Below are 14,213 nucleotides of genomic sequence, written 5' to 3'. Positions count from 1 at the left end.
GTTCAAGGCTTAGCGACTCAAGCTAAAAAATGCCTGCACTACGCTGCATTGAAATAGCTTACTATCGTCATTAGTAGTAAGTGCCAGGCAATGTTGATCTGGTCTGATAGCGCTACTGTGACTTTCAATGCGGCCGCTGCGTTCCGACATTTTTCTTAACGCTTTCATCGCTCATGCCGGTTCTTATGTTGTAGAAGTCCCGCCGTTGAAGGGTGCGACCCCGCCGATTGGGCGGGGCAGGCAGCAACGATGCTCAATAGCAAGAAATCAGCTGGCTGCAAAAAGTTATAGAAACAGGAAAGCCATCCGTTGGATGGCTTTCGTTAATTATTTTGATCGCTGATTATTTAGTGAACTACACCAGCTCCTTCAGCTTTTCTACTACCTCGTCCACTTCAGTTTTGGTGTTGTGGCGGGAGAAAGAGAAGCGGATAGGTACCATGGTTTCACTGCGGCCATTGCAGATGGCTTTGATCACGTGGCTTACAGAGTTGGCACCGCTGCTACAGGCACTGCCACCGCTTACGCAGATACCAGCGATATCGAGGTTGAACAGCAGCATGTCTGACTTGTCGTTTTTAGGGAAGCCGACATTCAGTACGGTGTACAGGCAGCTACCATTAGTATCGCCGTTAAAACAGACACCGGGGAATTGCTCCTGCAATTTCCCCGACATGTATTGTTTGAGGTCTTTGATATGATTGCTGTCGCTTTCGTAGCGGTCCATTGCCAGCTCCAGCGCTTTGGCAAAACCTACGATGCCATACAGGTTCTCCGTACCTGCACGCATGTTGCGCTCTTGCGCGCCGCCGCACAGCAGTGGATTGATCTTGATATTCTCGTTCACATACAACATGCCCACGCCTTTAGGACCATGGAATTTATGGCCTGCAGCGCTCACAAAGTGTACGTTGATAGTTTTCAGATCGATGGGGTAGTGACCGATGGTCTGCACCATATCGCTGTGGAAGATGGCGCTGTATTTTTCACACAGCTCGCTAACAGCTTTTATCTTCAGCAGGTTGCCTACTTCATTGTTGGCGTGCATCAGTGTAACCAACGTTTTTTCAGAGCTACCAGCCAGCAGTTCTTCCAGGTGCACCAGGTCTATATGACCGTCTTTACCCAGTTTCACCAGGCTCAGTTTTGCCTGGCCCGATTTATCGAGGTGCTCTACTGTGTGCAGGGTAGCGTGGTGCTCGATAGGAGAAGTGATGATGTGTTTACACCCCAGATCGCGCACAGAACAATGTATGGCCGTATTGCTGCTTTCCGTACCGCCCGAAGTGAAGAATACCTCACCCGGGTTGCAGTTCAAAATGCGGGCTACAGATTTACGCGCTGTCTCGATGGCCATCTTGGTTTCACGGCCATAAGAGTAGATGGATGAAGGGTTGCCAAACTTTTCTGTCAGGTAAGGCATCATAGCATCCAGCACTTCCGGATCGAGCGCGGTGGTAGCAGCATTGTCGAAATAAATACGGCGCATTAGCAGTGGGTAATTTTAGCTTGCAAAGTTATGAAATATATGGGTTTTGGGCAATGATATGAGCAGGTTTTATGACTTGTATTTGCATAGTTTTTATGTATTATGAGCCTGCGTTTACGCATAAATATTACCCATATCTGGGTATTTCAGCACTAGAAGGCGCGGTCTATTTTTCGGGTCTAAACTAAAAGCCAATTTTATGACCCGGGTACTTTCTCTAATTGTATTATCAGTTTTCTTCGTTTTAAATAGCTACGCCCAGAAAGCAGAAGCCATCAAGATCAAAGACGAAACCTACTATGGTGTGCGCAGCATACCCGGATACACCGTTACCGGTACATATAAGTACGAGGGGAAAGGTGAACCTATCATTCAACTAAATCCCGATGGTACCGGTTTGTTTCAACGTCATGGTGTACCAGCAGATAAGATAAAATGGTGGATAATGGCGGAGTCAAACGGCACGGTTAAAACCAACAAAGGAGAGTATGGCCAGCAGCACACACTGATCACCGAGCTGCAGGAAGACATCTACCAGACCGTAAGCGGTGGCCGCCAGGTAAAGGCATGGTCGGCAGGCGACTTTGATATGCACATGGTTACCATCAAGTACGATGAGAATAAGATCTATATCTTAGGCGAGCGTGTGAAAGACGCGAAGTAAGAAATTTTATTAATGTATTATTAAAAAATGCCGTGCGAAAGCGCGGCATTTTTGCTTCTGGTTACAATCATAGTTGATTGAAAAGCAGTCTGTTGGCATGATTTTTTAACAGTCTAGATTATGCCACATAGTAAGGATAATAAATGTGAAGTGTATTACATGTGTTTGCCTTGCATTTAAGACGTTATAACTTTATTAGCTCTAAAAGGCCCTCGGGTTCATGCTGCACGACTGTCAACAATTATTTGAGACCATAAACGAAGCGATCATTATCCTGGATAGTGATGGCTACATAAAAGACATCAACCCCGCCACATCTCAATTAACAGGTTATGCAGCCGACGAATTGATCGGTCAGCCATTATACAAGATTTACAACGGTGAGGAAGACCGTGTGCGATCGGAATACGAACTCTCGCAGGCTAAATCTAAAGGCAAGTTTATATCTGAAGGCTGGAAGCCGACAAAGACCGGTGGCCGCTTTTGGGCACAGTTGTCGCTGGCGCCTATTATCGATAAACGAAACAATAATTTTTCAGGCTATAGCATCATCCTTCGCGACTTTTCGGAGCGTATGGCACGTGAGTCGGAACTAAGGAAAAGTGAAGAACGTTACCGCCTGATGGTGGAAAGCGTGAAAGACTATGCGATCTTTCTGCTGGATACAACCGGCCACATAGTGACATGGAATGAAGGCGCCCGCCGTATCAAAGGCTACTCGCCTGATGAGATCATAGGCAAACACTTCTCGGCGTTTTATACCCAGGTCGATCTTGATGAAAAGAAGCCTGAACGTGAGCTGGTGATTGCAGTGGCTACCGGCAAATACGAGGAAGAGGGCTGGCGTGTACGAAAAGATGGGTCGTTGTTCTGGGCAAACGTGGTCATAACTGCGTTATTCAATGATCAGAACAAGCACATAGGCTTCTCAAAAGTAACGCGCGATCTTACAGAACGCAGGCAGAACGAAGAAGCATTACGCCAAAGTGAGGAGCGCTATCGTGGGCTGGTAGAGCAGGTGAAGGATTACGGCATCTTCATGATGGATGAAAAAGGGCGTATCGTTAACTGGAATGAAGGGGCAAAAAATATTAGTGGATATGCTGCCGATGAAATAATCGGCAAATACTTCTCTACGTTCTATCCTGAAGAAGATATACTGAACGATAAGCCGGCGATGGAATTGCGCATAGCAAAAGAAGAAGGTAAGTACGAAGAGGAAGGCTGGCGCATCAAAAAGGACGGCAGCCGTTTCTGGGCCAGCGTGGTGATCACCGCTGTATACAATGCTGAAGGGTCTCACATCGGCTTCTCCAAAGTAACCCGCGACCTTACCGAACGGAAAGAAGCAGAGCGTGCACTGCACGAAAGTTTTGACCGCTATCGCAACCTGGCCAGTGAACTGCAGGTGACCAACGCTGAACTCTCTTATACCAACCGAGAACTGGAACAATTCACGTCTATCGTATCGCACGATCTGCAGGAGCCTATCCGTACTATTAAAAGCTTCCTGCAGTTGATAGATATGAAGCTGGATGCGGCGCAAACAATAGATTTGAAAGCCTACATAGGTAAGTCGATAACCGCAGCTAACCGCATGCGCGAACTGATCAATAACTTGCTGCATTATTCTCAGCTGGGCAAGATGGAACTTATTACAGAACGTGTCGCTGTAAATGATATTGTCAATGAAGCGCTGCAAAACCTGAAGAGTTCTGTTGATACCAGCAATGCAAAGATCACGGTGGACAATAGTGTTGAGATAGTAGAAGGTGATAGGGTGCAATTGGTGCAACTAGTGCAAAACCTGCTGAGCAATGCATTGAAGTTTACCGATACAGATAAGCCAGAAGTAAGGATCAGGGCAGAAAAAGAGAACGGGCATATTAAATTTGCGATCTCAGATAACGGTATAGGTATTGAGCAAAGTGAAATGATCAAGGTTTTTGAAATATTCAGACGTTTGAACACGCGTAAAGAATATCCCGGCACTGGTATTGGCCTGGCTATCTGTAAAAAGATCGTAGACCGCCACCACGGCAAGATATGGCCCGAGTCTACTCCGGGTAAGGGTACCACCTTCTATTTTACTATTAATGACACAACAACTGCAAATCAACCGACCACATGAATAAACAAAAGATCGTCATAGTAGAGAACGACCAGGACGAACAGTTCTTTATGCGTGAGGCCTTCGAGAATTCGGGGTTGTTTGACATTATAGCCATTGTAAAGAATGGCGATACGCTGCAGGAATGGCTTGCCGGGAACGGCAACAACCTGCCTGATGTGATCCTTTCAGATCTTAATATGCCCGGCAAGAATGGTTACGATATTCTCGAAGAGATGAAGGCAAATGCCGGTTACTCGAATATTCCCATTATCATCACTTCCACTTCTTCTACAAAAAATACTATTGATAAGGTAATGAGCCTGGGCGCTGCAGATTACATGGCTAAGCCCGATACCTTCATAGAATACGATCCATTCGCAAAACGCCTCTACGATATCGTAGGGTCGAAACAGCTGGAAAAAAAATAGGTTGCCTGGACAGGCAACCTCTCGTGCGAAACCTATATTGGTTTATTGTTTGATAAGCCGGAAAACACGAACCGGACTATTCAACCGTAGAATGTATACGCCCGTGGGCAATTGTGATATTGATATGCGTTGATCTTCGATCTTTCCCTCCTGAACGAGCTGTCCTGTGGCACTGATAATGGAATACTCACCGTTGATAATGCCTTGTACATTTACAACATCGTTTGCCGGGTTTGGATAGATATGCAACCCGGCGTTGCTGATGTCTTGCACGCGCGTTGCGCCCGTGCGTAACTGAACCGTTGACCACGCTGACGAGGTAAATATGCTATTGCATTTTGTGCGCACATGCAGGTAGTAGTCTTTTCCATCAGCAGGCAACTCCAGCTCCACGAATTCGGTATAAATGGTAGCGCCAAAGGCAGGGCCAACTGCATTACTTGTAGTGGCGTATTCGTAACCTACGGCAGTAGGAACAGGATCCCAAAATGCATAGGGTTGGTTAGTGCCTAAATTATTTACCTGTACGATTGGCCCGTAACAAACCATCTTTGTAACAAACGAGTCGAGGCGCCATCCTGATTTGTCGACAGCAAAACATTTATTGCGGAGGTGGAAATAGTATTTTGAATTAGGCATTAGCTTGTTGACCTGGGCGCTGATGTTTGTGGTCGATGTTATACCGCTTGTAGGCGGCTGGTTGCTGAAATTAACTGCATATTCAAACCCGCCGGAATTGGGCATCAGGCTCCATAATACGTTGGCTGACGAATCGGTGATATTACTGATCAGCACGTTTGTTGGTTTTTTACATTCGGGCATTGTGAACGACTGACTGATCCAGTTCGACTTGTCAGTAGCGGCGCATACGTTCCTAACGTGCGCATAATAGGTCTGTCCGGGTGTATGACCTGTAAAGTTAACAACCGGTGTAGTGGTGGTTTGAAAGACGCTGCCGGGGTTGGTGGTCACCTGGTCGATCTTATATTCAAAGCCCGTAGATACAGCAGGCTTTATCCAGCTTAGGGTACCGGTACTGCCGGTAAGGTTGCTGGCCACGATGTTGGTTGGAGGATAACAATTGGTGAGTGTTGCGAACTGAACAGTTACCCATGCAGAGTTGCTACTGCTGCATTTGTTGCGCAGGTGTACATAATAAGTGGTGTTTTGCTGCAGGCCCGAAGCGTTGAAACCGGCTGCGCTGGTTGAGGTACCGGTTCCGGTTGGGCTAGTTGCAGTTTGGTCTACCACGTATTCATAGCCTGCAGATCCTGAAACAGTGTTCCAGCTTACCACAGCCGATGTTGGAGTAATATTGGAAACACTAAGCCCTGTAGGAGCACTACATGCATTGTAGGTAATGCGCAGCTGGGGACGTACAGTGCGTTGATAGCTTAGTGTAGTAGAATTGCTGGTGCCCGTATAAGAAATAGTACGATTGCTGATCGGGTCTTTATTCCATGATATGCCGTTGTTGAACGGGCTACCAGATATCATGGAGCAGTTGTGGTGCACTGATATTTCCAGCGCGCCACCGGTGTAGGTGAAAGGCGTTGTGAACGTATAGTCAATGAAACCCGTAGCCGATGCCATGGTTTGCGAATTGGTATTATACACCTGCGTACTGCTGGTCGTAAGCGTACTCCACGACTGCGGGGCGCCTGGCACTGATGTTAGCGAGGAGTTCTTTATCCATATCTCGAAATGATAATTGCCATTGCTGGCTGCGCTGTTTGCTTTGTACCAGGCCAGTTTGGTAATTACGGATCCCGGCGTGATGCCTGCTGACGTTAGCTCTGATTGCGTATACAAGTAGTGGTGGCGCGAGTAGTCGTTAGAACTGGATGCAGACGATCGGTATACAGGCCCGGGATCGCCTGTAGAGCTATTGGATGACGTGCCTGATTGAGCACCTGCGCCAATGATCGCTGTTTGTTGACTGTGAGCAGCATCAACGATCAAGCACAAAAAAAGCGTTAAAAAAGGACCGCGAAAAAACGTAAAACTGGGTTTCATAAACAAAATATTTGATGACTTTTCAACATCAAATTTTATGATTTAATCGCAGCATTATTAATTAAATGAGTATTAAATTTGCTGTTGTAAAAAATGATTAAAATGTACTTAAACTCCGTGCTGAGAGCGTGTTTTTATGAATCTTTTTCGCAATTTGTAAGGTTGTTTTAATTTATCTTTAGCAACAGTATTAAGTCGTTTAACTTATTTTATCATAAAGGTTTTTTTGTTACTGTGTGCAGTTAAGCTGTTTTTAACATTTTTTCGTTGCACAATGGCATGATGTTCATTGATAAATAGGCAAAATGAGTGTTATGAGACTTTCAAGATTATTGTTGCTGGCGGCTATTGGTTACGGTATCAATGCCTTTTTAAAGACCCAGCGAGGAAAAGATGTGAAAAACGATTTGATGCACAGGGTGGACGGTTGGAAAAAGGATGTAGAAAACCTGGTTTCCAACATAAAAAACAGGAAGTCAACTACTTCATCGGTTGACTCTTCAATAGATAGCAGTGTAGGTTCTATGTACTAAAGAGTTTTTCCGGCACTGGCCGGAAGCAATGCAAAAGAAAAAAGGCTGTACTGATACAGCCTTTTCCTGTTTATGCGCTAGAAGAAGAATTTGCAGCCTTATCCCTTCTTCTGTGTTGAAAGTACAACTGGGGCATTTACCTGTGGTCCACTAAACTGTTGCCATGCATCCAGCTGAACGAGTTAAGTAATGTTTGTTAGCGCTTTGGTGTTTGATTGGCCGGTATGTATGGTGCAATTTTCTTTCCGTAACCTGCAAACGTCGATATCACCAACAGCAGCAGAAGTAACAGGAACACGATCAAAAGAAAACTGCGCATAAGCACCGGGCCTTTGTGCAAATGTTGTAATAGGTTGATAGCCCGCAAAATATACGTGCGTCTTTAACGCTTGCTTAGCATGTAGTTAACGACCTCTTAGCATGAAAAAAGCCCCGCGCAATGGCGGGGCTTTGATTCTCTGCTATTTAGATGTTAGCGTCTGATCGTGAAGCGAAGCACATCAGTTGTGCCGTTATCGCCCACTTTTAATATGTAAAGACCTTCGGGAAGTGTACCAGTTTCGATTTCTACAGTTTTTGCATTTGTGCTCCGTGTCCTTTGTTGTGTCCATACAACCTGTCCAAGCGTGTTTACTATCTCAAGCTTTAAGCTGTGTCTTCCAACCGGCAAGGCTAGTGTAAAGCTGCCGTTGTTAGGATTGGGGTATATCGTTAAGCCGTTTGCTGAAGTGTTGTGAATTCCTGTAGCAATGTTCATAGTTATGGCACTGCTTGGTGTATCTATGATGCAGGTATCGCTGCAATGTAGCACACAGGTTACAATATCGTTGTTGGCAAGTGTAGTAGTATTAAACGCTGAACCGGTTGCGCCAGGTACGTCGTTTCCGTTTATGCGCCACTGGTAGGATGGAGTATCGCAGTTAGCAGGCGTTGCGGTAAATGTCACATTGAGGCCTGGCCATGCGTTAGTACTTGGGCTCGCTACGATGCTCACATTCGGTTTGTTGTAAGGAATGATGTCAACATAAATAGTATCCACTTGTGGTGCGCAACCCGCCGGGAGTCCGTTTACAACAACTTCGTATTGCGATGATGTTTTTGGTGCAGCAGTCGGGTAAGCGCAGGTCGTACAATTGAGGCTGTTCATATCACCCGATATTGGCGTCCACGTGAATTGCCCTATGCCATTTGTTTTCAGATCCACTGTAGCATTCAGGCATAAGGTGGTGTCGACGCCAGCATTCACTTTGTTCCAAGCCATGACTGATATGATGTACATGTTGGAATAAATAATACCCGGGACATCGCAGGTTGAATCATGTACCGTCACAAACAAGTTGTATGGTCCGGCTGCGTTGGCAGATGGTGTCCAGCTAAATGTTCCGGCCACAGAATCGGTGCCTTGGTTGGTATAACTGACGGTTGCACCCGGGAATGGTGCGTTCATGGCATACAGCCTGCTAGTGGGACTGCCTGTCTTGAAGTAGAAACTGAAGCTTAGGTTTTGCCCGATACAGGTGCTGTAAACACCACCGGGCGGTGTGCCTCCGACCAGGTTAAGCGCGGGCGGGAACCATGTAGAGGGGCAACTGTATACATTTACCGGCATTTCGCGCATGATAGAGCTTACAAACACACCGTTCCGGTATTCTTTCGTTCTAATGGCTAATGCACTGACGCCAGCCTGGGCTGCACTAAAACCTATCTGCCCGGTTTGCGCGTTTATGGTGAAGCTGGTGCCAGTCTGGAAGGGGTTGGTTGGTATACTGAGTGCCGGTATAGAGGAAACAAAACCTACCGGAGCTGCTGCTCCTGAACAGCTGGTAATGCCCGTTAAAGGCTGAATTACCTCGGTCACCAATGAGTCTGCATTCGGATCAACTGCGCCGTTGTTAAAAGCATATGGTGTATTCTGACAAACATTTATAAAAGGCTTAACGCTGTAATAAGATGAACTATTTCCTTCGAAAGTGCCCGTGTTGTTGAAGAAAACTTCAACATACATGTTTGTAGAGCTGGAGTTGGTGATATTATTAGATGTATTCCGCGTGGCGAGGTAAGTGAATATTCTCCACGAATTGCATTGAAAAGGGAGGGTCGCATCGGCATAATACCAAACCTCTTGATAGCCAGGTATTGTGGACGACGGATTATCGCATTTGGTTTGTATCTGTGAACATTGAAATTTATAAGGTGGTACCGTCATGGGGTACTTGGTCAGTGTTGTAGTGAAACTCGAAGAATTGCAGCTGTTGCTGAAGCATAGTGGCAAAGTACTTGGTTCCGTTATTCCTCCACAGTCGCGGTAAAGTTTGAAGTAGAAACGATAAGTACTTCCGGAGGTCCACTCATAAAGCAATTCGCCACCTGCGGCATAGTTGGCTTTTGTGGTAATGGCTTGAAAACATAGTATAACCATGCATAACAGACTCGATAAAATGGGCTTTTTCATATTGTTGGTTTACGGTACTTAGTAATATAGCTATTACTTCCCGCCTATCATAGACACATTTTTGGGCCTGATGGTTTGAAATAAAAGATAGGTCTTTCCATCAAATTCAATATACAAAGGGGCTCCGGAATACCAGCTTTGACCAGGCTTTTTTGTATGTGCCTGTATGTGCAGGTGCGGTTCAAGACTCATACCTGAATTGCCTACTTGTGCCAATGCCTGTCCTGCGCGTACTGTTTGTCCCTCGGAAACAATTACGCTGCCTTTTCTGAAGTGTCCCATGAAAACATAGAATGAGTCCGTCTCGATCAAAACAGCATTCAGGTTGCTGGGGCCACGCTCGCGGTGGGGGGGTATATTGTCAGGGTTATCGTTGCGCACGTTTACAATGCGTCCCGCACAGGGACTGTAAACGGTGTCGTTGAAGATGTGATAGTCTTCGAGCCGATTAGAGAATATCTTTTTTGCCCGGTTGCCACGTTCGTCCAGTCGTGCGATGTCGATAGCGTAGATGGCACCGCGGTAGCTGTAATGAAACAGGTTTGCGGGAAGGCCTTTGCCGCCTTGCAGAATAAAGTACTTCCCGGTCTTTAAGGGAAATTGCAAAGCAACCGTTCTGGGCTTACCATTAATTCCTGTGTAATACAGGATGCATAAAAGAATTAATAGGGAAGCTCCGGAGATGTTCGCAGCTTTTTTGCCCGCACCCGGTTTTCTGTGGTCTTGTTTATTTCGGGTCATTCCGATAAAGAGCGTCAGGAAAACCAATGCCGCGAATACGTATTTCAGATAAACCGACAGGTACACCCAGGTACCATAGAGGTAAATAAACCAGCCCGTTGCCAGCCCCAGCAACAAGGCCGGCCAGCTATCGCCAAGATAGCGTGCAGACGCCCGCCATACCGTTCGCAAACTTGCGAACGCGGTAAGCAGGGTGACAAACAACATGCTGTAAACGATCATGACCGGATATCTGAAACAAATTATACCTACAATGGCAATTCGAGAAAGGGACTTTTAGGCTCTGTGAAATGCTGCTTGCGGTACACAGGTTCGCCATCGATGGTGGCGTGCATCTCCAGCATAGTGATATCCTGTTCGCGTGCAGTGGCTATCAGCTTACGAAGCAGTTCGCTGCAGATGCCCTGCCTGCGATGGGCAGGTGGAGTGTACATGTTCATTACATATCCAACCTTACCGTTGGGGCATTTATAGTTACCTGGTTTGGTCCATATGGCCATCGCGCCCACGCCTGCTACAGCGCCGTGGTCGAATGCCAGCCAGCAAACATAGCTGCCATCAACGACCGCATGTTCAAAATATTCCATAAGCAACCCGCGCAATTCGTTCTCTGTTTCTGCAGGGTGGGGGCCAGATATCTCGTTCAAAAATTCTACCCTGAGGTCAACCAGCAGGTCTATATCGTCAGTTGTAGCCAGCCTGTATGTCAGCATTTAAATAAACGATTTTAGTATTTTGGCGATTTATTGTAAATTTGTATTATGATTAGTTTGCCAATTACAATAGTAAATGAATGTACGAAGTCTGTATAAATTTATTATTTGTTGACGTTAGTGCGACTCAAAAAAACGACAACAAATGACAACAACGACGATCATAATCTGTTTTATATCAATAGCACATGCAGGAACTGGTAATAGCCTCTAACAACGCCGGAAAGATCAGGGAGATACGATCGATGATAGACAATATATCATTGCTCTCTTTAAAAGACATTGGCTTTAGTGACGAGATACCTGAGCCTTACGATACGTTTGAGCAAAACGCACATATAAAGGCTGAAACGATACACCGGTTCTCCGGCAAGAGTGTGTTTGCCGATGACAGTGGCATTTGTGTTCCGGCTCTGGGTGGTGCGCCAGGTGTTTTCAGCGCCCGGTATGCCGGAGTCGGTGCCAGCGACGAGGATAATTTGCAGAAATTACTGGCCGAAACGGCAACAAAAGACAACAGGTCGGCCTACTATAAAGCGGTCATCTGCCTCATCTGGAAGGGCGAAACCCATTATTTTGAAGGTGTATGTCATGGCAGCTTGCTGAGTGAAAAGCGGGGTACCGGTGGCTTTGGTTACGATCCTATCTTTGTACCCGACGGCTACGAGCAGACTTTTGCAGAGCTGCCGCTGGATGTAAAGAATAACATCAGCCATAGGGGCAAGGCAGTGAGGGCCATGGTGGCATTTTTAAAAGAGCAAACAGGACGATGAAGTTTTCGATAGGAGATAAAGTGGTATTGAAGCGCACGGGCGAAGAAGGCCGTGTTGTAGCATACATCAATAAACAAATGGTGGAAGTGGAGGTGAACGGGACCAGCTTTCCTGTATATCTCGACGAGGTGGACCATCCTTACCTAAAGTGGTTCACGGAAAAGAAGCCTAAAACGACAACAAAAGACAACAAATTTCCAGAGCAGCTGCCTGTAGAAAAGGCAAAGCAACGACCTGTAAGACTGGCCAAAGGTGTCTATTTGTCCTTCATTCCCACCTTTAAGCCAAACGAGATGGAGGACATAGTGGACCAGTTAAAAATTCACCTGCTGAATGAGCTGCCACAAACGGTTCATTTCAATTACGAAGTGAAGCTGCTGCAAAAAACGCTGTTCAAGCTGGAAGGTAAGCTGCACGGCTTTGGTAATGTTTACCTGCATACCATCGACTTTGGCGATATGAACGACCAACCGCGCTTTCATTGGCAGCTCGACGATCTTGAGCATCCGGAGATGAAGTCTGAAGAGGGTATCGTTCGTATTCGCCCTGATAAGCTGTTCAGGCAGGTATCAGATATGCTCGAGAACAATGAACCCTCGTTCAGTTATCAGCTGATACCGGAGTTCATGCGCCGGAAAAACTGGACTTACCCAAGGTGACAGCACAACAAAAAACTGTTCAGCCGTCGTCACGTTCAGCCGTCTACGAGATCGATCTGCACATTGAAAACCTGGTGTCCACCACAAAAGGTCTTTCTAATGCCGAAATGCTGGAGATACAACTGAGTGCATTAAAGCAGGCCTTGAATGATGCAGTAATGAATCGCCAGGAACGGCTAATGATCATACACGGGTTGGGCAGGGGAGTGCTACGCGATGAAGTGCATAAAGTGCTGGCCGAGACTCCCGGGATAGAACGGTATGTAAACGAATGGCAGGGCAAGTATGGATTTGGCGCTACAGAGGTATTCTTCGATTACCTGTAGTTAGTTCTGGTGCTGCTGGATGATCTGCTCCAGCGCAGCCGCACTCATCACACCTGATTGACGCCATTTGATCACTCCCTTCCTGAAGAGTATCAGCGTTGGTACGCCCTGTATCTGGAAATATTGGGCGGCCGTCTGGTTCTTGTCCACGTCTATCTTCACGATGGTAAGCTCATCGCCCATTTTGGTTTTGAGCTCTTGCAGTATCGGGGCCATCATCTTGCATGGGCCACACCATTCGGCTGTAAAGTCAACTAACACCGGCTTATCAGATTGTATCAGTTCCTGGAAATTCGCAGACATAGCCTATTGTTTATGTGAAGTGTAAAATTACTATACCAACCCTAGTCCATTACGTTATCAACCTTCTGCAGGTCATTGTGTATGGCTACGCCCGCCTTCGTCCCTTCGGCCGCTGCTACAACTACCATGTGCATATCGTACGAGGCATCGCCGGCTACATATACCCCGGCAATATTGGTCTGCTGCTTGCGGTTGGTAACAGCGGCGCCCTTCCTGGTGCAGTCGCAGTTGAGCTGTTGCAGTAGGTCTGAATTGACGGTATGCCCTTCGTTTACAAATAACACATCGCAATCTATTGCCTCTCCATGTTTCAATATGACCTGCTTAAGTGTAAACCCCTCGTATTCCAGTCTTTCTATCCTTTTGCTTATAACGGCTATGCGATTGGCTGCGAGGTCTGCACGCTGCCTGGGACTGAGATACCGGGCGCCATCGGTAAACAGCGTAACTGTACCCGTTAGCCTGCGTAAGGTAAGCGCCATCCCATATCCATTAGTACTGTTCGAATATACTCCTATTGACTTGTGCTTAGCCTCCCATCCATCGCAGAACGGACAGTGGAATACTGAGCAACCCCATAACTCTTGCATGCCGGGAATGTCGGGAATGACATCCGTGACCCCGGTGGCCAATAGTATCCGGCGGCACACATGGTGGCCCCTCTTATTATCCGTTAACTGGAAGCCCTTGTCTTCCAGCGATCTTGCCGTGATGACACGGGCATGCCTGAATTGGACGTCGTATTTTAAAAGTTCTTCGTCGGAAGCCTGTAGGAACTCAGCCGGTAACATAGAGTCGCGGGTAATGAATGCATGTATACCTTGCGATCGACTGTTGCGTTGCTGCCCTTCGTCGATGATAAGTACGGTACGATTGCAGCGAGCCAGCACTACAGCAGCACTTCGGCCGGCAGGGCCGCCACCTACTATTATTACGTCCCAGATCTTGTGGGTCATTGATTTAAGCCTTTGTGGCTTAATGCATTTGGTTGTGCTAAAAATTG

At 46.6% G+C, this 14,213-nt stretch carries 15 protein-coding genes; 7 read left to right on the top strand and 8 right to left on the bottom strand.

Translation table 11 applies throughout. The features are described 5' to 3' along the window. Positions 1-355 precede the first annotated feature (355 nt). Positions 356-1,489 (bottom strand): cysteine desulfurase family protein, encoded by a 1,134-nt coding sequence (locus P2W83_RS00450; RefSeq protein ID WP_276131702.1) that lies wholly within the window; start codon positions 1,487-1,489, stop codon positions 356-358. A 199-nt stretch (positions 1,490-1,688) separates the two neighbouring features. On the opposite strand from P2W83_RS00450, the gene P2W83_RS00445 reads away from it, so the two are divergent. From P2W83_RS00445 to P2W83_RS00435, 3 genes are all read left to right on the top strand, one after another. After that, positions 1,689-2,153, top strand: coding sequence for a hypothetical protein (locus P2W83_RS00445; RefSeq protein ID WP_276131701.1), 465 nt, complete (start codon positions 1,689-1,691; stop codon positions 2,151-2,153). 220 nt (positions 2,154-2,373) lie between these two features. Then, positions 2,374-4,284 (top strand): PAS domain-containing sensor histidine kinase, encoded by a 1,911-nt coding sequence (locus tag P2W83_RS00440; RefSeq protein ID WP_276131700.1) that lies wholly within the window; start codon positions 2,374-2,376, stop codon positions 4,282-4,284. After that, a complete protein-coding gene (locus P2W83_RS00435; protein ID WP_276131699.1) occupies positions 4,281-4,694 on the top strand; it encodes a response regulator in 414 nt (137 codons plus the stop codon). Before P2W83_RS00440 ends, P2W83_RS00435 begins: the two co-directional genes overlap by 4 nt. Before the next feature lie 42 nt (positions 4,695-4,736). On the opposite strand, the gene P2W83_RS00430 is transcribed toward P2W83_RS00435, so the two are convergent. Continuing rightward, entirely contained in the window at positions 4,737-6,662 is a 1,926-nt protein-coding gene (locus tag P2W83_RS00430) for a fibronectin type III domain-containing protein (protein ID WP_276131698.1), read from the bottom strand. A gap of 362 nt (positions 6,663-7,024) precedes the next feature. Here P2W83_RS00430 and P2W83_RS00425 point away from each other — a divergent pair, with 362 nt between their 5' ends. After that, complete coding sequence (locus P2W83_RS00425; RefSeq protein WP_276131697.1) at positions 7,025-7,243, top strand: hypothetical protein; 219 nt, start codon at positions 7,025-7,027, stop codon at positions 7,241-7,243. 196 nt (positions 7,244-7,439) lie between these two features. Here the strand turns inward: P2W83_RS00425 and P2W83_RS00420 are convergent, their stop codons facing one another. The 4 genes from P2W83_RS00420 to P2W83_RS00405 form a co-directional block, all read right to left on the bottom strand. Continuing rightward, positions 7,440-7,562, bottom strand: coding sequence for a hypothetical protein (locus tag P2W83_RS00420; protein WP_276131696.1), 123 nt, complete (start codon positions 7,560-7,562; stop codon positions 7,440-7,442). A 153-nt stretch (positions 7,563-7,715) separates the two neighbouring features. Further along, complete coding sequence (locus tag P2W83_RS00415; protein WP_276131695.1) at positions 7,716-9,695, bottom strand: T9SS type A sorting domain-containing protein; 1,980 nt, start codon at positions 9,693-9,695, stop codon at positions 7,716-7,718. Between the two features lie 33 nt (positions 9,696-9,728). Next, the gene (locus tag P2W83_RS00410) at positions 9,729-10,658 is read right to left on the bottom strand and encodes a M23 family metallopeptidase (RefSeq protein WP_276131694.1); all 930 of its coding nucleotides are present in this window, start codon (positions 10,656-10,658) and stop codon (positions 9,729-9,731) included. 26 nt (positions 10,659-10,684) lie between these two features. Further along, the gene (locus P2W83_RS00405) at positions 10,685-11,149 is read right to left on the bottom strand and encodes a GNAT family N-acetyltransferase (RefSeq protein ID WP_276131693.1); all 465 of its coding nucleotides are present in this window, start codon (positions 11,147-11,149) and stop codon (positions 10,685-10,687) included. Positions 11,150-11,337: 188 nt separating this feature from the next. Here P2W83_RS00405 and rdgB point away from each other — a divergent pair, with 188 nt between their 5' ends. From rdgB to P2W83_RS00390, 3 genes are read left to right on the top strand one after another with little or no spacing between them, the layout of a single operon-like run. After that, complete coding sequence (rdgB, locus tag P2W83_RS00400; RefSeq protein ID WP_276131692.1) at positions 11,338-11,922, top strand: RdgB/HAM1 family non-canonical purine NTP pyrophosphatase; 585 nt, start codon at positions 11,338-11,340, stop codon at positions 11,920-11,922. Then, positions 11,919-12,581, top strand: a complete 663-nt coding sequence (locus P2W83_RS00395) for a hypothetical protein (protein WP_276131691.1) — start codon at positions 11,919-11,921, stop codon at positions 12,579-12,581. The genes rdgB and P2W83_RS00395 overlap by 4 nt, the downstream gene beginning before the upstream one ends. Continuing rightward, positions 12,578-12,907, top strand: a complete 330-nt coding sequence (locus tag P2W83_RS00390) for a Smr/MutS family protein (RefSeq protein WP_276131690.1) — start codon at positions 12,578-12,580, stop codon at positions 12,905-12,907. The genes P2W83_RS00395 and P2W83_RS00390 overlap by 4 nt, the downstream gene beginning before the upstream one ends. On the opposite strand, the gene trxA is transcribed toward P2W83_RS00390, so the two are convergent. Further along, complete coding sequence (gene trxA, locus P2W83_RS00385; protein ID WP_276131689.1) at positions 12,908-13,210, bottom strand: thioredoxin; 303 nt, start codon at positions 13,208-13,210, stop codon at positions 12,908-12,910. 41 nt (positions 13,211-13,251) lie between these two features. Continuing rightward, positions 13,252-14,166 carry an NAD(P)/FAD-dependent oxidoreductase gene (locus P2W83_RS00380; RefSeq protein WP_276131688.1) on the bottom strand — a complete coding sequence of 305 codons (915 nt, stop codon included), beginning with the start codon at positions 14,164-14,166 and terminating at the stop codon, positions 13,252-13,254. Between the last annotated feature and the right edge of the window lie 47 nt (positions 14,167-14,213).

The sequence above is a fragment of the Polluticoccus soli genome, from assembly GCF_029269745.1.
Classification (GTDB): Bacteria; Bacteroidota; Bacteroidia; order Chitinophagales; family Chitinophagaceae; genus Polluticoccus; species Polluticoccus soli.
This window is presented reverse-complemented; position numbering and strand designations above follow the sequence as displayed.